The sequence below is a fragment of the Caballeronia udeis genome, assembly GCF_001544555.2.
GTDB lineage: Bacteria > Pseudomonadota > Gammaproteobacteria > Burkholderiales > Burkholderiaceae > Caballeronia > Caballeronia udeis.
The window spans coordinates 14,835-34,952 of sequence record NZ_FCOK02000037.1 but is presented as its reverse complement, the minus strand read 5'-3'; the positions used below and the strand labels follow the sequence as shown (position 1 = coordinate 34,952).

At 60.5% G+C, this 20,118-nt stretch carries 22 protein-coding genes; 20 read left to right on the top strand and 2 right to left on the bottom strand.

Annotated elements, in window-relative coordinates; translation table 11 throughout:
• Positions 1-254 precede the first annotated feature (254 nt).
• From AWB69_RS24225 to AWB69_RS24210, 4 genes are read left to right on the top strand one after another with little or no spacing between them, the layout of a single operon-like run.
• Positions 255-1,259 carry an RluA family pseudouridine synthase gene (locus AWB69_RS24225; protein WP_062089361.1) on the top strand — a complete coding sequence of 335 codons (1,005 nt, stop codon included), beginning with the start codon at positions 255-257 and terminating at the stop codon, positions 1,257-1,259.
• Positions 1,260-1,919, top strand: coding sequence for an HAD-IIIA family hydrolase (locus tag AWB69_RS24220; protein ID WP_062089360.1), 660 nt, complete (start codon positions 1,260-1,262; stop codon positions 1,917-1,919).
• Complete coding sequence (locus tag AWB69_RS24215) at positions 1,916-2,314, top strand: Rieske (2Fe-2S) protein (RefSeq protein ID WP_062089359.1); 399 nt, start codon at positions 1,916-1,918, stop codon at positions 2,312-2,314. The genes AWB69_RS24220 and AWB69_RS24215 overlap by 4 nt, the downstream gene beginning before the upstream one ends.
• A 60-nt stretch (positions 2,315-2,374) precedes the next feature.
• Positions 2,375-3,373, top strand: a complete 999-nt coding sequence (locus AWB69_RS24210) for a S49 family peptidase (protein WP_062089358.1) — start codon at positions 2,375-2,377, stop codon at positions 3,371-3,373.
• Positions 3,374-3,460: 87 nt separating this feature from the next.
• Here the strand turns inward: AWB69_RS24210 and AWB69_RS24205 are convergent, their stop codons facing one another.
• Positions 3,461-4,180 carry an SAM-dependent methyltransferase gene (locus AWB69_RS24205; protein ID WP_062089357.1) on the bottom strand — a complete coding sequence of 240 codons (720 nt, stop codon included), beginning with the start codon at positions 4,178-4,180 and terminating at the stop codon, positions 3,461-3,463.
• Positions 4,177-4,791, bottom strand: coding sequence for a Maf-like protein (locus tag AWB69_RS24200; RefSeq protein WP_062089356.1), 615 nt, complete (start codon positions 4,789-4,791; stop codon positions 4,177-4,179). Before AWB69_RS24200 ends, AWB69_RS24205 begins: the two co-directional genes overlap by 4 nt.
• Positions 4,792-5,315: 524 nt before the next feature.
• Between AWB69_RS24200 and AWB69_RS24195 the strand changes: the two genes are divergently transcribed.
• From AWB69_RS24195 to lepB, 16 genes are all read left to right on the top strand, one after another.
• The gene (locus AWB69_RS24195) at positions 5,316-5,969 is read left to right on the top strand and encodes a DUF177 domain-containing protein (RefSeq protein WP_062089355.1); all 654 of its coding nucleotides are present in this window, start codon (positions 5,316-5,318) and stop codon (positions 5,967-5,969) included.
• A gap of 198 nt (positions 5,970-6,167) precedes the next feature.
• Positions 6,168-6,347 carry a 50S ribosomal protein L32 gene (gene rpmF, locus AWB69_RS24190; protein WP_047844776.1) on the top strand — a complete coding sequence of 60 codons (180 nt, stop codon included), beginning with the start codon at positions 6,168-6,170 and terminating at the stop codon, positions 6,345-6,347.
• 141 nt (positions 6,348-6,488) lie between these two features.
• A complete protein-coding gene (gene plsX, locus AWB69_RS24185) occupies positions 6,489-7,661 on the top strand; it encodes a phosphate acyltransferase PlsX (RefSeq protein WP_062089354.1) in 1,173 nt (390 codons plus the stop codon).
• Positions 7,661-8,650 (top strand): beta-ketoacyl-ACP synthase III, encoded by a 990-nt coding sequence (locus tag AWB69_RS24180; RefSeq protein WP_062089353.1) that lies wholly within the window; start codon positions 7,661-7,663, stop codon positions 8,648-8,650. Before plsX ends, AWB69_RS24180 begins: the two co-directional genes overlap by 1 nt.
• 73 nt (positions 8,651-8,723) lie before the next feature.
• The gene (gene fabD, locus AWB69_RS24175) at positions 8,724-9,656 is read left to right on the top strand and encodes an ACP S-malonyltransferase (protein WP_062089352.1); all 933 of its coding nucleotides are present in this window, start codon (positions 8,724-8,726) and stop codon (positions 9,654-9,656) included.
• A 56-nt stretch (positions 9,657-9,712) separates the two neighbouring features.
• Positions 9,713-10,453: a 3-oxoacyl-ACP reductase FabG gene (fabG, locus tag AWB69_RS24170; protein WP_062089351.1), complete on the top strand. Its 741-nt coding sequence runs from the start codon at positions 9,713-9,715 to the stop codon at positions 10,451-10,453.
• 251 nt (positions 10,454-10,704) lie between these two features.
• A complete protein-coding gene (gene acpP, locus AWB69_RS24165; protein WP_004197638.1) occupies positions 10,705-10,944 on the top strand; it encodes an acyl carrier protein in 240 nt (79 codons plus the stop codon).
• A 145-nt stretch (positions 10,945-11,089) separates the two neighbouring features.
• On the top strand, positions 11,090-12,328 hold the full coding sequence (fabF, locus tag AWB69_RS24160; RefSeq protein ID WP_062089350.1) for a beta-ketoacyl-ACP synthase II: 1,239 nt from the start codon (positions 11,090-11,092) through the stop codon (positions 12,326-12,328).
• Between the two features lie 34 nt (positions 12,329-12,362).
• Complete coding sequence (locus AWB69_RS24155) at positions 12,363-12,842, top strand: hypothetical protein (RefSeq protein ID WP_062089349.1); 480 nt, start codon at positions 12,363-12,365, stop codon at positions 12,840-12,842.
• A gap of 95 nt (positions 12,843-12,937) precedes the next feature.
• Positions 12,938-13,537: an RNA polymerase sigma factor RpoE gene (rpoE, locus tag AWB69_RS24150; RefSeq protein ID WP_047844769.1), complete on the top strand. Its 600-nt coding sequence runs from the start codon at positions 12,938-12,940 to the stop codon at positions 13,535-13,537.
• Between the two features lie 80 nt (positions 13,538-13,617).
• Positions 13,618-14,247, top strand: a complete 630-nt coding sequence (locus AWB69_RS24145) for a sigma-E factor negative regulatory protein (protein WP_062089403.1) — start codon at positions 13,618-13,620, stop codon at positions 14,245-14,247.
• 3 nt (positions 14,248-14,250) lie between these two features.
• The gene (locus AWB69_RS24140) at positions 14,251-15,294 is read left to right on the top strand and encodes a MucB/RseB C-terminal domain-containing protein (protein WP_062089348.1); all 1,044 of its coding nucleotides are present in this window, start codon (positions 14,251-14,253) and stop codon (positions 15,292-15,294) included.
• A gap of 19 nt (positions 15,295-15,313) precedes the next feature.
• The gene (locus AWB69_RS24135) at positions 15,314-16,936 is read left to right on the top strand and encodes a DegQ family serine endoprotease (RefSeq protein WP_062089347.1); all 1,623 of its coding nucleotides are present in this window, start codon (positions 15,314-15,316) and stop codon (positions 16,934-16,936) included.
• A gap of 5 nt (positions 16,937-16,941) precedes the next feature.
• Entirely contained in the window at positions 16,942-17,214 is a 273-nt protein-coding gene (locus AWB69_RS24130) for a glutaredoxin family protein (protein ID WP_197500305.1), read from the top strand.
• 131 nt (positions 17,215-17,345) lie between these two features.
• Positions 17,346-19,136 (top strand): translation elongation factor 4, encoded by a 1,791-nt coding sequence (gene lepA, locus AWB69_RS24125; RefSeq protein ID WP_062089345.1) that lies wholly within the window; start codon positions 17,346-17,348, stop codon positions 19,134-19,136.
• A 21-nt stretch (positions 19,137-19,157) separates the two neighbouring features.
• A complete protein-coding gene (lepB, locus tag AWB69_RS24120; RefSeq protein ID WP_062089344.1) occupies positions 19,158-20,051 on the top strand; it encodes a signal peptidase I in 894 nt (297 codons plus the stop codon).
• Positions 20,052-20,118: the final 67 nt, after the last annotated feature.

Sequence of the window (20,118 nt, the reverse complement as noted above, 5' to 3'; positions counted from 1 at the left end):
CGTCTCTCGCCGATAAAATTCTTGATCGCCAAAAATCCGTTACCGTGTCGACGATCGACTCGACCGAACGCGCCTGTGGGCACCGTCCCTGCCGTGCGATATCGTCGTGCGTGCAACTTGTTACTCCGTTTTCCGGGTGAGCAACTGGCCCTGGGCGCAAGTAAAATAACGGTTTATCGCTTGCACCTGTACAGTCTGACAACATCCGGCCAGCTTAGTGGCTTTTTCCAGACTGTCCGCAAATTATATTCAGAATGAATGAGTTAGGCAAAACATCCCATAAAAAGGTCGCAAGCGAACAGGTCTCCATGATCGAGATCGACGAAAATGCGGCAGGTCAACGTATCGACAATTTTTTACTCCGCGTCTGTAAAGGTGTGCCGAAAAGTCATATTTACCGGATTTTGCGCAGCGGGGAAGTGCGCGTAAACAAGGGCCGTATCGACGCCGCTTACAGGCTGGAAATGGGCGATCTCGTTCGCGTCCCTCCTATTCGTACCGCGCAACTGGACGAAACGCCGGTTTCATCGAATGCGCCCGCAGCCGAATTCCCCATACTATTTGAAGACGATCATCTGATCGTGATCGATAAACCTGCCGGTGTCGCCGTTCATGGCGGCAGTGGCGTGGCGTTCGGCGTCATCGAACAATTGCGCAACGCGCGCCCGCAGGCAAAATTCCTCGAATTGGTGCATCGGCTGGATCGCGAGACGTCAGGCGTGCTGATGCTCGCGAAAAAACGCTCGGCGCTGATCAACGTGCATGAGCAGATGCGCGAGAACCTGATCGATAAACGCTACCAGGCCGTTGGTCACGGCGACTGGCTGGCGGGCTGGGGCCGCAGGCGGATCGTGAAGGAGCCGCTGCACAAGTACCTCACGCCCGAGGGCGAGCGCCGCGTGCGGGTCCAGGACGACGGCCTCGCGTCGCATACTGTGTTCAACCTGATCGAGCGTTTCAGTGAGTACGCGTGGGTCGAGGCGGAATTGAAGACCGGTCGTACGCATCAGATTCGTGTGCACATGGCGCATATCGGCCTGCCGATCGCCGGTGACACCAAATACGGCGACTTTGCGCTAAACAAGAATCTGGTGCGCACCGACGCCAATCCGTCGCTCAAACGCATGTTTCTGCACGCGTTCCGGCTGAAACTCGTGCATCCGGCGACCGGCGAGACGCTTCAGGTCGAAGCGCCGCTGCCGGCCGAATGCCGGCGCTTCATCGAACAACTCAAACAAAATTCTAGAGAGACCCAATAAATGGCCCGTCAGCAATTCGACCTGATTGTCTTCGACTGGGACGGCACCTTGATGGATTCCACGGCGCACATTACGCGCAGCATTCAGGCGGCGTGCCGCGACCTGAGCCTGCCCGTTCCCGCCGACGAAGCGGCAAGCTACGTGATCGGCCTGGGGTTGCGCGACGCGTTGCAGATTGCCGCGCCCACGCTCGATCCCGTCGATTACCCGAAGCTTGCCGAGCGGTATCGCTTTCATTATTTGATCAAGGGCGAGCAAACCGAGCTCTTCGACGGCGTGCGCGGCATGCTGCAGAACCTGCGCGACGAGGGCTACCTGCTGGCGGTCGCCACAGGCAAAAGCCGCGTGGGCCTGAACCGGGCGCTGGACCAGTCGCGCCTGACAAGCCTCTTCGACGGCACGCGCTGTGCCGACGAAACGTTCTCCAAGCCGCATCCGGCCATGCTGCACGAACTCACGCGCGAACTCGGGCAGGACGTGAGCCGCACCGTGATGATCGGCGACACCACCCACGACTTGCAGATGGCGAAGAATGCCGGCGCGGCGGCGATCGGCGTGACGTACGGTGCGCATCCGGCGAAGTCGCTGCAAGCCCTGGAGCCGCTGTTCGTGGCCGACAACGTCACGTCGCTGGGAGACTGGCTGCGGGAGCATGCATGACCGGAACGCCGCTTGAGAGGCCGCTTGCGCCGGTGCGAATCTGCGCGTCGGAAGAGCTGGTCGACGGCGGCGACGGCGTTCGTCACAACGCTGTCGACAAAGGCGGTGAAGCTACAGTGTTTTTCGTCCGCTACGACGGCAAACCCTTCGGCTATCTCAACCGCTGCGCGCACGTGCCCATGGAGATGGACTGGTCCGAAGGCAAGTTCTTCGAGAGCTCCGGCTTATACTTGATGTGCGCGACTCACGGCGCTATTTACGAGCCGGACACGGGGAAATGCGTTGGTGGTCCATGTCGTGGCGCGCGTTTGCGGCGGGTGGCGGCGGAAGATCGCGACACACCCGAAGGCCGTGCCGTCTTCTGGCTTCCCGACGAAGATATCCGTCCGGCTTGACCGTTCTCGCGGCTTGAAACATCCCCGCTTTTCATTTCCAATCAGTCAACCAGGCGACGCATGTCCGATCAAATTCCCACCGATTCCGCGGATAAGGCGCGTCCCAAATCCATCGGCGACACCGGCGACAACTGGGAGCGCGCCGCGCTCGAACGTATCGCGCTCGCGGCCATCAACGAACAGCGCGCCGCGCGCCGCTGGCGGATATTTTTCCGCTTCGTGTTCCTTGCGATCCTGGCGATCGCGGCCTGGAGCGCGTTCGATTTCACCAGCGACAAAGTCGCAAAAACGGCGCGCCATACGGCGCTGGTTGAACTGGAAGGCGAAATCTCCTCGAATGGCGACGCAAGCGCGGACAACGTGAACGCGGCGCTCGACAGCGCGTTTGAAGACGACGGCACGGCTGCGGTGATCCTTCGCTGCAACAGCCCGGGCGGCAGTCCGGTGCAGGCGGGCATCATCAATCGCGAGATCACGCGTTTGCGGGCGAAATATCCGTCAAAGCCGCTGTATGTGGTGGTGGGCGACATGTGCGCGTCGGGCGGTTATTACGCCGCGGCGGCCGCCGACAAGATCTACGTCGACAAGGCGAGCATTGTCGGGTCAATTGGCGTGCTGATGGACGGTTTCGGCTTTACGGGCCTGATGGACAAGCTCGGGGTGCAACGCCGGCTGCATACATCGGGTGCGAACAAGGGCGCGTTCGATCCGTTCTCGCCTGAGACGCCGGCCATGGATGCTCACGCACAGGAGATGCTTGACCAGATTCACCAGCAATTCATCGATGCCGTCAAACAAGGCCGGGGCAACCGGCTGAAAGACACGCCCGATGTGTTCTCGGGCATGTTCTGGACGGGTCAGAAGAGCGTGGAACTGGGTCTCGCCGATGGTTTCGGCGACGCCGATTACGTTGCGCGCGAGATCGTCAAGCAGCCGGATCTTGTCGATTACACGCAGAAAGAGAGCATTGGCGAGCGCGTGGCGCGCAAGTTTGGCGCAGCGGTCGGCAATGCATCCATGCATGCGCTGATGATGGGCGGGAAGATGCAGTTGAAGTGAGCTTCGCCGTTTTCATCAGACGATAAACCGCTCGCCTTGGGTATTCAGGCGAGCGGTTTTTTCGCGCCCACGGGCTGGCTGAGCGCCTTACGCCCCCAACAACAGGAAAATCGCCGGCCGTTTATGCAGTTCAGGCGCGGCCTTCTTTTTCCAGTCCGCCACCGTTCGCGTGACGATCGTCTCGGCCGGTAATGTCAGGTCAACCGCGACGCACACCAGCGTGGACGGCGCGCAGGTCGCGAGCAACGTGTCCAGCAGCGCACGATTCCTGTACGGCGTCTCGATAAAGATCTGCGTCTGGTTCGCCTTGCGCGACAACGCTTCCAGCTCGCGCAGGCGTTTGCCACGCTCGGTGGCATCGACGGGAAGATAGCCGTTGAACGCAAAGCTTTGCCCGTTCATGCCTGACGCCATCAACGCCAGCAAAATCGAACTGGGACCGACGAACGGCACGACTTTCACGCCGCGCTCATGCGCGCGGCGCACGAGCAGGGCGCCCGGATCTGCGACTGCCGGACATCCCGCTTCCGAGACGAGACCGGCGTCAGTGCCTTCCAGAATCGGTTTGAGCAGCTTCTCGACCTCTCCCGGCGGTGTGTTGACGTTGAGTTCGCGGATCTCGATTTCCTGGATCGGCCGCTCGGTTCCGACCTTCTTCAGGAAGGCGCGCGTGGTTTTAGCATTCTCGCCAATGTAGTACTGCAGCGCCGCGGCACGCGCACGCACGGGTTCGGGCAGGACGTCGGCGAGCGCGGCGCTGTCGCCGTCGCCGAGCGTGTTCGGGATGAGATACAGGACGCCGCTCATGCTGCCTCCACCAACGGAAACCCGGCCGTGCGCAACATCCGCGACAACGCAATCAGCGGCAAGCCGACCAGCGCGGTGGGATCGTCGGAGTGAATTGCATCGATAAGCGTGATGCCCAAGCCCTCCGATTTCGCGCTGCCCGCCACGTCGTAAGGCGTTTCGGCGAGCAAATATGCTTCGATTTCCGGATCCGTCAGGTCGCGGAACTGCACGCGGGTGACAATATCGGCGGATTGGATCGCGTCCGTGCGGCTGTCGAAGAGACACAGCGCGCTGTGGAATTCGACGCTTTTGCCGCGCATCGACAGAAGCTGGGCGCGCGCATTGTCATGCGTGCCGGGCTTGCCGATCTGACGGCCGTCGCAGGTGGCGACCTGATCCGAGCCGATCACGAGCGCACCGGAAGCATGGGTCACGCGGGCCGCGGCCGCACGCGCCTTGGCGATCGACAGCCGGACGGCCGTGGCTTCCGGCGTTTCGCCGTCGAGCAGCGTTTCGTCGATATCGGGCGTGATCACATCGAAGGGAATGCGCAGGCGTTCGAGCAACTCCCGCCGGTAACGCGAACTCGAGGCAAGGATGAGGCGCGGCTTATTTGAGGCGTCGGGCATGAAAGGGATTGGCTATCAACAAATGGGGTGAAGGACTGGAACCGGGCTGGGTCCGGACTGAACCGGCGGTGCCGCACACCGGAGCATAAGTGTTTGACTCGAAAAGACAAAGCCGCTATGATTTTGGGCTTTTCATCGGTATGTGGAGCCCTTTGTCCGCTAGAGACCGGTGAAGAAACTGAAGAAACATGGTCGGAAACTGAAGAAACATGGTCGGGCCACGGTCGGGCCGAAGCGCAGGCGGTGGCTGGAAGTGTACCGAGATGTCGGGCATCAGCGTGTGCAAGGCGGATCTGGAGACCCGGTGCGATTGCTTGAGCCAAGGCTGCTTGAGCCGGAAAAGCGGCTCGCCCACATAGCGGCTCGGACTGGTGCTTGATTCGAGAAGTGGCCGAACCGAAAGATCGGGATAAACCACACCAGCCGGACGGGTCCGGTGCGGTGCATACTGCGGTTTCACCCCCGGTCGTCCTCCGTGGACTTGCTATCCAGCCGTCACGGCAACGACCACTGCAGGAGCGCACATGACACAGAATCCTGGCAAACCTGCATGTCCCGCCGACTTGCGCGCACTCGACCTGTTCGAATTCGCCCAAAGCCGTCGGCAGGCAGCAGGTGGTGTACGAGTCTCGCAATTGCCGCGTATGCAGAACGAAGTGCCGGCCGATGCCCCGGACCGTGACACGGTGTTTTCATGGCAGGCCGAAGGCTCCATGCAGCCCGAGTTGCAGGACGACGGCACTGAAGCGCCGCAGCCTTATTTGCGGCTCGCTGTGCACGGATCGGTCTGGATCGAATGCCAGCGTTGTCTTTCGCCGTATTCGCAGCACCTGGATGTCGATGCAACGTATCGCATTGTCACGACGGAAGAAGAAGCGGACGAGTTTCCGCTAGACAACGATGAAGTGGAAGTGATCGTCGGCTCACGCCAGTTCGATCTCGTCGACTTGATCGAAGAGGAATTGTTGTTGTCCTTGCCGCTCGTGCCGAAGCACGATGTGTGTCCCGAAGTGCACGAGAGCCTGGTAACGGGTCTCGACGGCGCCGAGGGCGAGCTGGACGATGGTGGTCTGAATGGCGATGCAGGCACGCAGCAGGATGGCGGCACAGGCAGACCCAATCCGTTCGCCGCGCTCGGTAAGCTCAAGCAGGGCGGTTCCGACGACAATAAGCATTAAGCAGCATTAAGCGGGCAGTGAAGCGCACGCACTGAGTGTGCATTAAACGCTCGCATTAAAGAGTATTGACGTCCGGCATCAGGCCGGGTGTCGAATCATCAGGCGGCGCGACGCGTCCGGAAAGACTCACTGGCCTCAGGTCAGGGTCTCCGGCGTGTCGAGCTGTGTTAGAATTCGCAAAATTTTTCTGGAGTCATCATGGCAGTTCAGCAAAACAAGAAATCGCCGTCCAAGCGCGGCATGCATCGTTCGCACGATTTCCTCACCGCAGCGCCGCTGGCAGTTGAGCCGAGCACGGGTGAAGTGCATCTGCGTCACCACGTGAGCCCGAACGGCTACTATCGTGGCAAGAAAGTCATCAAGACGAAGAACGACTAAGCGTACGGCGCTTGTTGCGTCTAGCGTCACCGTCTTGACTCGTGGTCTGAGTCGCGGTTGCTCGCGCTTGACATCTTCCCGGTACGACAAGAAGGCGGCATTTCACTGCCGCTTTTTTGTGCCTGAAATTCGTCGCACTCCATGACCGTAAAGATCACTATCGACTGCATGGGAGGCGACCACGGCCCGGCCGTGACCGTTCCCGCCGCGGTCAGTTTTGTGCGTTCGCATCCTGATGCGCATCTGTTGCTCGTCGGCATCGAGCCGGCCATCCGCGCGCAACTGAAGAAGTGCAAAGCCACCGGCGAAACCCGGCTGACGGTCGTTCCGGCCACCGAAGTGGTCGAGATGGACGATCCGGTAGAGGTCGCGCTGCGCCGGAAAAAAGATTCGTCCATGCGGGTGGCGCTCAACCTCGTCAAGGACGGCCAGGCACAGACGTGCATCTCGGCAGGCAACACCGGCGCACTGATGGCCGTGTCCCGCTACGTGCTCAAGACGCTGCCGGGCATCGAGCGCCCGGCTATCGCATTCGCGATGCCAAGCCAGAAGGGCTTCACCACCGTGCTCGACCTGGGCGCGAACGTGGACTGCGAGCCGCAACACTTGCTGCAATTCGCCGAAATGGGCCACGCGCTCGTCGCCGCCATCGGGGACAAGGAGCGGCCGACCATCGGTCTGCTCAACATTGGCGAAGAAGTCATCAAGGGCAACGACATCATCAAACGCGCCGGCGAATTGCTGCGCGCAAGCACGCTCAATTTCTACGGCAACGTGGAAGGCAACGACATCTATAAAGGCACGACCGACGTGGTCGTATGCGATGGTTTTGTCGGCAACGTGGCGCTGAAGACTTCGGAAGGTCTGGCGCAGATGCTGACCGACATGATTCGCGAGGAATTCAGCCGGTCACTCCTCACCAAGCTGATGGCAATCGTCGCATTGCCCGTTCTCAAACGCTTCAAACGCCGGGTCGACCCCGCTCAGTACAACGGCGCTGCGCTGCTCGGCTTGCGCGGGCTGGTCATCAAGAGCCACGGGTCGGCACAAGCGTACGGGTTTGAATGGGCTATCAAACGCGGGTATGATGCGGTCAAAAATGGCGTGCTTGAACGCCTCGTGCGCGCCATGGAAGAAAACGCTGCTCCCGTGCAACAAGCGGCGCTCGGCGCTTCCGCTGACACTGCTGGCGCCACGGTTCCGAATCAGACCGACCCCGCGGCCGACCCCGTCGCCCCAGGCGATAATACGGTCGTTGACCGCCCGCTCGTGCAGCCGGGCGAACCGGGCGCCGCGCTATCCTCGAAGGCATAATGGCTCAATCGAATCTCTATTCCCGCGTGATCGGAACGGGCAGTTACCTGCCGGCGGACCGTGTCTCGAACCAGGAACTGGCCGAGCGTCTCGCAAAACAAGGTGTTGAAACGAGCGATGAGTGGATCGTCGCCCGCACCGGTATCCATGCACGCCACTTCGCCGCACCCGACCAAACGACCAGCGACCTTGCCTTGCAGGCGTCGCGTCATGCGATCGAGGCTGCGGGCATTGATCCGCAATCGATCGATCTGATCATTGTCGCCACGTCCACGCCTGACTTCGTTTTTCCCAGCACTGCTTGCCTGTTGCAGAACAAGCTCGGCATCAAGAACGGCGGCGCAGCGTTCGACATCCAGGCTGTCTGCTCGGGATTTGCTTACGCGGTTGCAATGGCAGACAGCCTTATCCGCGGCGGCGCCAATCGCACGGCTCTGGTCGTTGGCGCTGAAACCTTCTCGCGCATTCTCGATTTCAACGACCGCACCACTTGCGTGCTGTTCGGCGACGGTGCGGGCGCCGTGATCCTGCAGGCCTCCGATGAACCCGGCGTACTGTCGAGCGCGCTTCACGCCGACGGCAGCCACGCGAACATCCTGTGCACGCCGGGCAACGTGAACAAGGGCGTGATCGAAGGCAGCGCGTTCCTCCACATGGATGGCCAGGCCGTGTTCAAGCTGGCGGTCAAGGTGCTGGAAAAAGTGGCTGTCGAGGCGCTCGAGAAAGCGCAACTGACCGCTGGCGACATCGACTGGCTCATTCCGCATCAGGCCAATATCCGCATCATGGAGAGCACCGCGCGCAAGTTGCATTTGCCGCTGGAGCGCATGGTCGTGACCGTTGGCGAGCATGGCAATACGTCGGCAGCATCCATTCCTCTCGCATTCGACGTCGCCGTGCGCGACGGCCGCATCAAGCGCGGCCAGCATGTGCTGATCGAAGGGGTGGGCGGCGGCTTCACGTGGGGCGCGTCGGTTATCCGCTATTAAGCGGGTATTAGCCGATTCAGCTGCGTCATCACGCCACGCCAGTCATTCGACAATTCAATCGAGTAAGAACCTCATGAAATTCGCGTTCGTTTTTCCGGGACAAGGATCCCAGTCGGTCGGCATGCTCAATGCATTTGCCGACCACGCCGTGGTGCGCGATACCGTGCAGCAGGCCTCCGATGCACTCGGCCAGGATCTGGGCAAGCTGATCGCTGAAGGTCCGGTTGAAGAGCTGGGTCTGACCGCGAACACGCAACCCGTGATGCTGACGGCCGCCTATGCGATTTATCGTGTGTGGGAACAGGAAACCGGGCTGAAACCGGCGATTGTCGCGGGTCATAGCTTGGGCGAATACACGGCGCTGGTTGTCGCTGGAGCGCTCCCGTTTTCGGCTGCGGTGCCGCTTGTGCGCTTTCGCGCGCAGGCCATGCAGAGCGCCGTACCCGTGGGCGAGGGTGGAATGGCCGCCATCCTCGGTCTCGATGACGACGCCGTGCGTGCCGTTTGCGCCGAAGCATCGGCGGCGGGGATTGTGGAAGCGGTGAACTTCAATGCGCCGTCCCAAGTGGTGATCGCCGGTGCGAAAGCGGGCGTTGAAAAAGCCTGCGAAATCGCCAAGGCCAAGGGCGCGAAACGCGCATTGCCGCTGCCGGTATCCGCGCCATTCCATTCGTCGCTGCTCAAGCCGGCGTCGGACCAGTTGCGCGAGTACCTGGCTAGCGTCGATATTGGAGTGCCGCAGATTCCGCTGATCAATAACATCGATGTCGCGAGCGTCGCTGAACCGGCCGCCATCAAGGACGCGCTTGTGCGTCAGGCCGCCGGTCCCGTGCGCTGGGTCGAAACCGTGCAGAAGATGGCGCACGAAGGGATCACGCACGTGATCGAATGCGGTCCGGGCAAGGTGTTGAACGGGTTGACGAAGCGCATCGACGGTACGCTGATCGGCGCGTCGATCTTCGATCCGGCTTCGCTCGAAGAAACCCGCAAACTGCTCGCCGGCTGAATTCGTCAGCCAGGCAGGTCAAAGCAGTTAAGCGACAGACAAGGAATAAACAAAAGATGATTCTGGACAAGCAAATAGTGGTCGTGACGGGTGCGTCGCGAGGGATCGGCCGGTCGATCGCGGTCGAACTCGCGCGTCAGGGCGCGACCGTAATTGGTACGGCGACCAGCGAAAGCGGCGCAGAGGGCATTACCGAAGCGTTGAAAGAGTTTGGCGGACAAAGCCGTGGCGCCGTCCTGAACGTCACCGACGCGGCCGCGAGCGAAGCGTTTATCGACGGCGTGGTCAAGGAGTTCGGCGGCCTCAACGTGCTGGTGAACAACGCCGGGATCACGAAAGATCAGTTGGCGATGCGCATGAAGGACGACGAATTCGACGCCGTCATCGACACCAACCTGCGCGCCGTTTTTCGTCTTTCGCGCGCCGTGCTGCGCCCGATGATGAAAGCGCGCGGCGGCCGGATCATCAACATCACCTCGGTGGTGGCGTCGTCGGGCAACCCGGGACAGGCTAATTACGCGGCCGCGAAGGCGGGCGTGGCAGGCATGACGCGGGCGCTGGCGCGTGAAATCGGTAGCCGCGGGATCACGGTGAACTGCATTGCGCCGGGTTTTATCGATACCGACATGACCAAGGTCCTGCCGGAAGCGCAGCGCGCGGCGCTCACAGCACAGATACCACTCGGCCGACTGGGCAGTCCGGAAGATATCGCGCATGCTGTGGCTTTCCTTGCTTCGCCGCACGCCGGCTACATAACGGGCACTACGCTCCATGTGAACGGCGGCATGTACATGTGACAGGCATTTCGTTAATATCCGCGCCTTGGGGCGCGGGGTGCGCAAAGTGCTGATTTAAAGCGCGGTGCGCAAGGCGCAAGATTTGCTGTCAGAAGTGGTAAGCGGGAAAGGGCGCTGGAACGGGCGTGACGGGCATCAAAGGCATGTCACGCGCGAAACAAAGCTGATTCCGTGCGTGGGTATTTACGGGTACAAACCTGATAAAATGCGCGCACTCGTGTTTTTGAACTACATTTCCCTCGGAGGGCTGCATGGACAATATCGAACAGCGCGTGAAGAAGATCGTCGCCGAACAACTGGGCGTCGCCGAAGCCGAAATCAAGAACGAAGCTTCGTTCGTCAACGATCTGGGCGCTGACTCGCTCGACACCGTCGAACTCGTGATGGCTCTCGAAGACGAATTCGGCATGGAAATCCCTGACGAAGAAGCCGAGAAGATCACGACGGTTCAGCAGGCGATCGACTACGCTCGCGCCAACGTCAAGGCCTAAGGCCCGCGCGCCAAGCTGCTTCTACACTTTCGGGGTTGACGCTCTGTCGCGATTCGAACCGATTTAACAGCCACAGGGCTCACAGGGCAATTTCCTGTGAATCTTGTGGCTTTTGCTTTTTGTCATTTATGGATAAGGGGTTACCGTGAGCCGTCGTCGTGTTGTTGTTACAGGCCTTGGGCTGATTTCGCCTGTCGGCAATACCGTTGCCGACGGCTGGGCCAATCTGGTCGCTGGCAAGTCGGGCATTGCCGAGATCACGAAGTTCGATGCCACGAACTTCTCCACGCGCTTTGCCGGTGAAGTCAAAGGCTTCAATGTCGAAGACTATATGCCGGCCAAGGAAGCGCGCCACATGGATACCTTTATCCATTACGGCATTGCCGCCGGTGTGCAAGCCATGCAGGACAGCGGGCTGGAAATTACCGAAGAAAACTCGGAACGCGTGGGTGTGGTGGTTGGCTCGGGAATCGGCGGTTTGCCGATGATCGAAGTCACGCAAACGGAATTGCTGAATCGCGGCCCGCGCCGGATTTCGCCGTTCTTCGTGCCGGCGTCGATCATCAACATGATCTCCGGCCATCTCTCCATCCGCTTCGGTTTGAAAGGGCCGAACCTCGCCATCGTGACCGCGTGTACGACCGGGCTGCATTGCATCGGCGAAGGCTCGCGGTTGATTGAATACGGCGACGCCGATGTGATGATCTGCGGCGGCTCCGAGGCGACCGTGTCGCCTTTGGGTATCGGCGGCTTCGCGGCTGCGCGCGCGTTGTCCCAGCGCAACGACGACCCGGCCACCGCCAGCCGTCCGTGGGACAAGGATCGCGACGGTTTTGTGCTGGGCGAAGGCGCCGGCGTGATGGTGCTCGAAGAGTATGAGCATGCGAAAGCGCGTGGCGCGAAGATCTACGCCGAAGTCAGCGGCTACGGCATGAGCGGCGACGCCTATCACATGACCGCCCCGCCGGAAGACGGCGACGGCGCACGCCGCAGCATGCGCAATGCGTTGAAAAACGCGTCGGTGAATGCGGACGAAGTGCACTACCTGAACGCTCACGGCACGTCCACGCCGCTGGGTGATCTGGCCGAGACCATCGGCATCAAGAACACCTTCGGCGACCACGCGAAGAAAATCGTGGTGAATTCCACCAAGTCGATGACGGGCCACCTGCTCGGCGGCGCCGGCGGACTGGAGTCGGTCTTCACGGTGCTGGCGCTGCACCACCAGATCTCCCCGCCCACCATCAACATCTTCAACCAGGACCCGGAATGCGACCTGGACTACTGCGCAAACGAAGCGCGGGACATGAAGATCGACGTGGCGCTGAAGAACTCGTTCGGTTTTGGCGGCACGAACGGCACGCTCGTTTTCAAGCGGCATTGAGCGGCGCGCGCCTGATGGTTGCGGGTGCGGGCGAATGACAAGCGCTCAAGTTCTGTCGCCGCAAATATCGGTGGAGCCGTCCGCTGATTTCCCGCGCCGGCACGCAATCCGCCCCTCACCCTTGCTGTGGGGCGCTACCGCAGCATTCGTGGCGGTAGCGGCCGGGTCGGTATTCCAGTGCGCGGCAGCTTACACCGGGCCGTTCAGCGCATGCGTGGCGGCTTTGACCGTGACCGCGGCGCTGGCCGCTTCAGCCTGGGGCGGAGAGCGTCGCCGGCCCGTTGCGTTCGAGATCGGACAAGACGGGGTGACCACATGGGATCGCGCGGGGAACGCGCAATACCGGCGTATTGCAGGTTGCGCCCAGTGGAGCGATCGCTTGCTTGCCCTCATCCTGGTGCCGGCGAAAGGCCGCCCGGTACCCTTTCTGGTGGCCGCGGACGCGCTCGCCAATGCCTCCGCGTTCCGCGAACTGGCCGTGCGCGCCCGGCGCTGCGCCCAGGAACATCTGTAACCCGTGTAACCGCCGGTCAGCATCCCGCGTGTTCCGGCGGCGTAACGCTACAATAGCCCTCCGCGTAGCACCCCCAAAGTTAACGGATTTCCCAGGTGAGCGAAAAAGAAATCGATCAGGTACTGGTCGAACGCGTGCAAAAAGGCGACAAAGCAGCGTTCGAGCTACTGGTCGCCAAATATCAGCGCAAAATCATCCGGCTTATCTCGCGTCTCGTGCGGGATCCCGCCGAGGTCGAGGACGTCGCGCAGGATGCCTTTATCAAGGCTTATCGCGCGTTGCCGCAATTTCGCGGAGAATCGGCGTTTTATACTTGGCTTTACCGGATTGCGGTGAACACCGCGAAGAATTACCTTGCCACTCAGAGCCGGCGTGCTCCAACTTCTACCGAAGCTGATGCAGAAGAAGCGGAAACTTTCTCCGATGCAGACCAACTAAGGGATATCAACACGCCTGAGTCGATGTTGATGAGCAAGCAGATCGCACAGACGGTCAATGCTGCGATGGCGGTTTTACCGGAAGAGCTGCGCACCGCCATTACTCTTCGTGAGATTGAAGGTCTGAGCTACGAGGAAATAGCCGAAATGATGGGTTGCCCTATTGGAACCGTCAGATCAAGAATTTTTCGTGCTCGCGAAGCCATTGCGGCAAAATTGCGTCCATTGCTGGACACTCCCGAAGGCAAGCGCTGGTAACAGCGAGGGTGCGCGGGGCAGGGACGCGGTATCTGAGTCAGGTAGTGTCACTATGGGGTGCAGTCAAGATGGGGAGCATCATGGGGTCGGTTTCGGTGCAATCGCAAGCTAGCTCGCGAAGCGAGCGTCTGTCCGCTTTTGTCGACGGTGAATCGTTCGACGGTTCGGGCGACATCAGTCAGTTTCTTTCCGGGTTTACGCAGAAGGATCGTGCCGCGTGGTCGGATTACCACTTGATCGGCGACGCCCTGCGTTCCGACGATCTCGCGGCCAGTCCTGTGGCCAGCAGCGCGTTCATGAACGCGTTCTCGGCGCGTTTTGAGGCTGAAGCGCACGTATTTGCGCCTGCGGCCATTCCGGCGGTTTCAGCCGAGCGCCTGCGTTCGCGCCTGTTCCGCCGCCGCGTGGTGCCGGCGTTTGCCGTTGCGGCTGCTGCCGCCACGCTGACGTGGATCGTCGTGCCGCAATTGCAGGGCGTGGACTCTCGCAACGGCGTGCAGGTCTCGAGCCTCTCGTCGGATCATGTGCAGCGCGTGGCCATGGCTTCCATGCCTGCCGCCAGCACGCGCTCGCCGGTTGTCGAAGCGAATATCATTCGCGACGCCAGCCTGGACCAGTATCTCGAAGCGCATCAGCAATTCTCCCAACAGCCCGTCATGCCGGGCTCGATGCCTTTGATTCGCACTGCGGCTACCAGCCAAGGCCAATAACTGATGCAACGTGTGCGGTTGAAGAAAACGACTCATTGGGGGCGGTTGCCGGCGTTGATGTTCTGTGCAGCCGCGTTGTTATCCGTAGCATCGAGTGCTTTTGCGCAGGGCGACGATTCCGCCGCCACGCGCAAGTCCGCTGCGGAACTGCTCAACCGGATTCACGACGCCGCACAGCAGCAGAACTACGAGGGCACCTTCGTCTACCAGCGTGGGACAACGGTGCAATCGTCGCGGATTACGCACTCGGCGGCGCGCAGCGACGGTGAGTTCGAGTCGCTGGAAAGCCTGGACGGCAAGCCTCGCAAGATGCTTCGCCACGACGACGACATGTACACGTTCGTACCCGAACGGCATTTGGTAGTCGTCGAAAAGCGTCAGAACAAGGATTCATTCCCCTCGCTGCTGACTACCAGCAGCGATCAGGTCCTGACGGTCTATGAGCCCAAAATGCTTGGCCCGGACCGCGTTGCGGGGATCGACAGCCAGGTGATCGAACTCGATCCGAAAGATGCATGGCGCTTTGCGTACAAGCTTTGGGCCGACTCGAAAACCGGCCTCCTGCTGCGCGCTCAGACGCTTGGGCCTGACGGCCAGGTGCTCGAGCAGCTTTCATTTTCGCAAGTTCAGATTGGCGGGTCCGTCGACCGGGCTGCCATTGCGAACGGAATCAAGAGCTTGGCCGGATGGACGATCGTGCGTCCGCCCGTTCAGCCTGTCGATATGGAAGCGCAGGGCTGGAAAATCACGCCTGCCATTCCAGGATTCCGCGAGATTCGTGAGTTGCGCCGGCCGATGGCGTCGAGTGAAGAGGGCCAGCCGCCTATTCCCGTCGATCAGGCTGTTTTCTCTGACGGACTTGCGGCAATCTCGATTTTTGTCGAGCCCGTGGAAAAAAATTCCCGCAAGGAAGGCGCGGGTAATAGCGGCGCGACACACGTGCTGGTCAAGCGTCGCGGGGATTTCTGGATTACCTTGCTGGGCGAAGTGCCCCAGGCCACGTTGCAGCAATTTGCTTCTGCCATAGAATACAAGCCTTCCAAGTAATTCCTCGGCCCACCACGATATGAGCAATCTCTCGCTGCGCACCTATTTCGCGGCCGCGGCGTTTGCCGCATGCCTGCCGCTCGCGACCTACGCGGCTACAGCAACAGCAACGGCGCCCGCGTCTACGCCGGCGCCGGCCGTCGCACCGGTTGGGCCGGTCGCGGCGCCGGGAGTGAACCTGCCCGACTTCACCACGCTCGTCGATAAAGTGGGTCCCTCGGTCGTCAATATCCGTACGACAACCCGCGTCAGCAGCAGTAATGATCTGCGCGGCTTGCCGCCTGGTATGGACGACGGCGACATGTCGGAGTTCTTCCGCCGTTTCTTCGGTATTCCAATGCCCGGCACGCCCGGTTCACCGCGCGGCGGTGGTGGAAGCGGCGGCGGGAGCGGTGGCGGCGACCAGGGTGGCGACAACGGCGGCAGTCAGGGTAATCGCAACGCCCCGCAGGACAACAGCCCTGACAGTCCGGACAATTCGGAGCAGAGCAGCGGCGTGGGCTCGGGGTTCATCATGTCGGCCGATGGCTACGTAATGACCAATGCCCACGTGGTCGACGACGCGGACACCATCTATGTCACGCTTACGGACAAGCGCGAATTCAAGGCGAAGCTGATTGGTGTCGATGAGCGCACGGACGTGGCGGTCGTCAAGATCCAGGCGAGCAGCTTGCCGGCCATTACCGTCGGCGATTCGAACAAGGTGCGGGTCGGCGAATGGGTGCTGGCAATCGGTTCGCCGTTCGGACTCGACAACACGGTGACGGCGGGTATTGTCAGCGCGAAGGGTCGTGACACCGGTGACTATCTGCCTTTCATCCAGACTGACGTCGCGGTGAATCCGGGCAATTCGGGTGGTCCGCTGATCAACATGGCGGGCGAGGTGATTGGCATCAACTCGCAGATCTACAGCCGTACGGGCGGCTTCATGGGGATTTCGTTCGCGATTCCTATCGATGAAGCCATGCGTGTCGCCGATCAATTGAAGACAACGGGCAAGGTCACGCGCGGCCGCATTGCGGTGGCGATCGGCGAGGTCACGAAGGAAGTGGCGGATTCGCTTGGGCTTCCGAAGGCGCAAGGCGCGCTGGTGAGCAGCGTGGAAGCAGGTGGTCCGGCCGACAAGGCCGGTATCCAGCCGGGCGACATCATCCTGAAGTACAACGGCCACGACGTTGCCACGGCGACGGACCTGCCGCGCATGGTCGGCGACACGAAGCCGGGCACGAAGGCGACGATCACCGTGTGGCGCAAGGGCGAGTCGCGCGATCTGCCGATCACCATCGCCGAAATGCAGCCGGACAAGGTCGCGAAGACCGAGGCCAAGAAGACGCCGCCGCCGAAGGCCAGCGCGAGCAATACGCTCGGCATTGCGGTGAGCGACATTCCGGCTGACCAGAAGAAAGCGCTGAAACTCACCAACGGCGTGATGGTGGACGCGGTGGAAGGTCCGGCGGCGCGTGCCGGCTTCCAGAAGGGCGACATCATCTTGCGCATTGGCGACACGGACATCACGAGCGCGAAGCAATTCGACGCGGTCGCGCAAAACGTCGATCCGAGCAAGATGGTCGCGGTGCTGGTGCGTCGTGGGGACAACACGCAGTTTGTGCCGTTGCGCCCGCGTGCGCCGGTGCAGAAATAAGCACAATGAGCGCGTTCAAGCTTTACGGGCGCGCGTGGTGCCATTTGTGTGAAGACTTGCGCGCCGGGCTTGAGCCGATTGCGGCAGAGTTCGGCGTGCCGATCGAGTGGATCGATATCGACACCGATCCCGCGCTCGAAGCGTTATACGACGAACTCGTGCCCGTTCTGGTGCTGGATGGGGTGGAGTTATGCCACTACCGGCTGGATGAAACACGTGTGCGCAGCGCGCTCTCAAGCGTGCTTCCGGGCATTCGCGGCACGCGCTTAAGTCCCTGAACAGTCGGACCTTTTCCGTAAAATCCGCCGTCAGCCCGTCTTTTCAGCTAAAATAGAAAGGTTTTTCACCCCCATTTTCAAGGCGTGCTCCGCGTTTGTCTGGGCGCGCCTTTTTGCTTGATCGGCACTGAATGAATCATATTCGTAACTTCTCGATCATTGCGCACATCGACCACGGCAAGTCGACGCTCGCCGATCGCATCATCCAGTTGTGCGGCGGCTTGTCCGACCGCGAGATGGACGCGCAGGTGCTCGACTCCATGGATCTCGAGCGCGAACGCGGCATCACCATCAAGGCGCAAACTGCAGCACTGAGCTACAAGGCCCTGGACGGTCAGGTCTACAACCTGAATCTCATCGACACCCCGGGCCACGTCGACTTCTCGTACGAAGTCAGCCGCTCGCTGTCCGCCTGCGAAGGCGCGTTGCTCGTGGTCGACGCAAGCCAGGGCGTGGAAGCGCAAACCGTTGCCAATTGCTACATGGCGATCGAACTGGGCGTGGAAGTCGTGCCGGTGCTGAACAAGATCGATTTGCCCGCGGCCGACCCCGAGAACGCCATTTCGGAAATCGAAGACGTGATCGGCATCGATGCAACCAATGCCGCGCGTTGCAGCGCCAAGACGGGCCTCGGCGTGACCGACGTGCTCGAGGCGCTGATCGCCAAAGTGCCGCCCCCGAAGGGCGATCCGGACGCACCGCTGCAGGCGCTGATCATCGATTCATGGTTCGACAACTATGTCGGCGTGGTCATGCTCGTGCGTATCAAGAACGGCACGCTGCGCCCGAAGGACAAGATCAAGATGATGGCGTCCGGCGCGGTTTATCCGGTCGAGCATCTTGGTGTGTTCGCGCCGAAATCCACGAATCTTGCGTCGTTGTCGGCAGGGCAGGTGGGTTTCATTATCGCGGGCATCAAGGAATTGCAGGCGGCGAAAGTCGGCGACACGGTCACCACCGTCGCGCGCCCGTCCGAAGTGCCGCTGCCAGGTTTCAAGGAAGTGAAGCCGCAGGTGTTCGCGGGTTTGTATCCGGTCGAAGCAAACCAGTACGACGCACTGCGTGAGTCGCTGGAAAAGTTGAAACTCAACGACTCGTCGCTGCAATACGAGCCGGAAGTGTCGCAAGCACTCGGTTTCGGTTTCCGCTGCGGCTTTCTCGGTCTCCTGCACATGGAGATCGTGCAGGAGCGCCTCGAGCGCGAGTTCGACATGGACCTCATCACCACGGCGCCAACCGTAGTGTACGAAGTCCTGAAGCGCGACGGCGAGCTGATCCAGGTCGAGAACCCGGCCAAGATGCCGGAGCCTTCGTTCATTGAAGAAGTGCGCGAGCCGATCGTGACCGTGAACCTGTACATGCCGCAGGAGTATGTGGGCGCGGTGATCACGCTTTGCACGAACAAGCGCGGTTCGCAGATCAACATGCTGTATCACGGCCGTCAGGTCCAGCTCACCTACGAAATCCCAATGGCGGAAATCGTGCTGGATTTCTTCGACCGGCTGAAGTCCACGTCACGCGGTTATGCCTCCATGGACTACGAGTTCAAGGAATATCGCGCGTCCGATGTGGTGAAGGTCGACATGCTGATCAATGGCGACAAGGTCGACGCGTTGTCGGTCATCGTGCACCGGTCGCAGAGCCAGCATCGCGGACGCGAAGTGGCGTCGAAGATGCGCGAACTGATTCCACGGCAAATGTACGACGTGGCAATCCAGGCGACTATCGGCGCCAACATTATCGCGCGCGAGAACATTAAAGCATTGCGTAAGAACGTTCTGGCAAAGTGCTACGGCGGCGATATCTCGCGAAAGAAAAAGCTTCTGGAAAAGCAGAAGGCCGGCAAGAAGCGCATGAAACAAGTCGGTTCGGTCGAGATTCCGCAAGAAGCTTTCCTCGCGATTCTTCGCGTCGAAGATTAATAAAACAACCGGAAACGATTGATGAATTTTGCGTTGATTCTTTTGGTGCTCGTCATCGTGACGGGGATTGCGTGGGTGTTCGACAAACTGGTGTTTGAGAAGCAGCGGCGCCGGGCAGCAGATGCAGCGGTAGCGGAATTCGATCAGCAGCAGGCACGCCTTGAGCCCCGTTTCGCCGATGAAAACGCGCCACAAACGCGCGCTCGCCTGCGCGATGAAAAGCTCCGCCAGCCGTGGTATCTGGAGTATTCGGCAAGCTTCTTTCCGGTGATCCTGGTGGTGTTCGTGGTGCGCTCGTTCGTGGTCGAACCATTCAAGATTCCATCGGGGTCCATGGTTCCCACATTGCTGGTGGGTGACTTCATTCTCGTCAATAAATTCGAATATGGCCTGCGTCTGCCGATCAGCAATACCAAGCTGACCAGCGGCACGCCGCTCAAGCGCGGTGACGTAGTGGTGTTCCGTTATCCGAAAGACGAGTCGGTGGATTACATCAAGCGCGTGATCGGCCTTCCCGGCGACACCGTTGCGTATCAGGACAAGAAGCTGACCATCAACGGCAAGCCGGTTCCGGAAACGGCGCTGCCTGATTATTTCGATGACGAACGCATTGGTTATGCGAAGCAATTCGAAGAAGATCTCGACGGCCGCAAGAACGCGATCCTGAATAACGCGCAAGTGCCGCCGTTCGTGATTGGCGCCGACGACTTCCCATTCCGCGACAACTGCAACTACAACGCTCAAGGCGTCATTTGCAAAGTACCGCCGGGCAACTATTTCATGATGGGCGACAACCGCGATAACAGCGCAGACAGCCGTTATTGGGGTTTCGTGCCTGACGCAAATATTGTTGGCCGCGCATTCTTTATCTGGATGAACTTCAGCAGTTTGAAACGCATTGGCGTGTTCCATTGATGCGTGGTTTTGTGCAGTCACCCAGGCAGTAATTTCGTTCGACCACTACGCCGCGTCATCGCGGCGT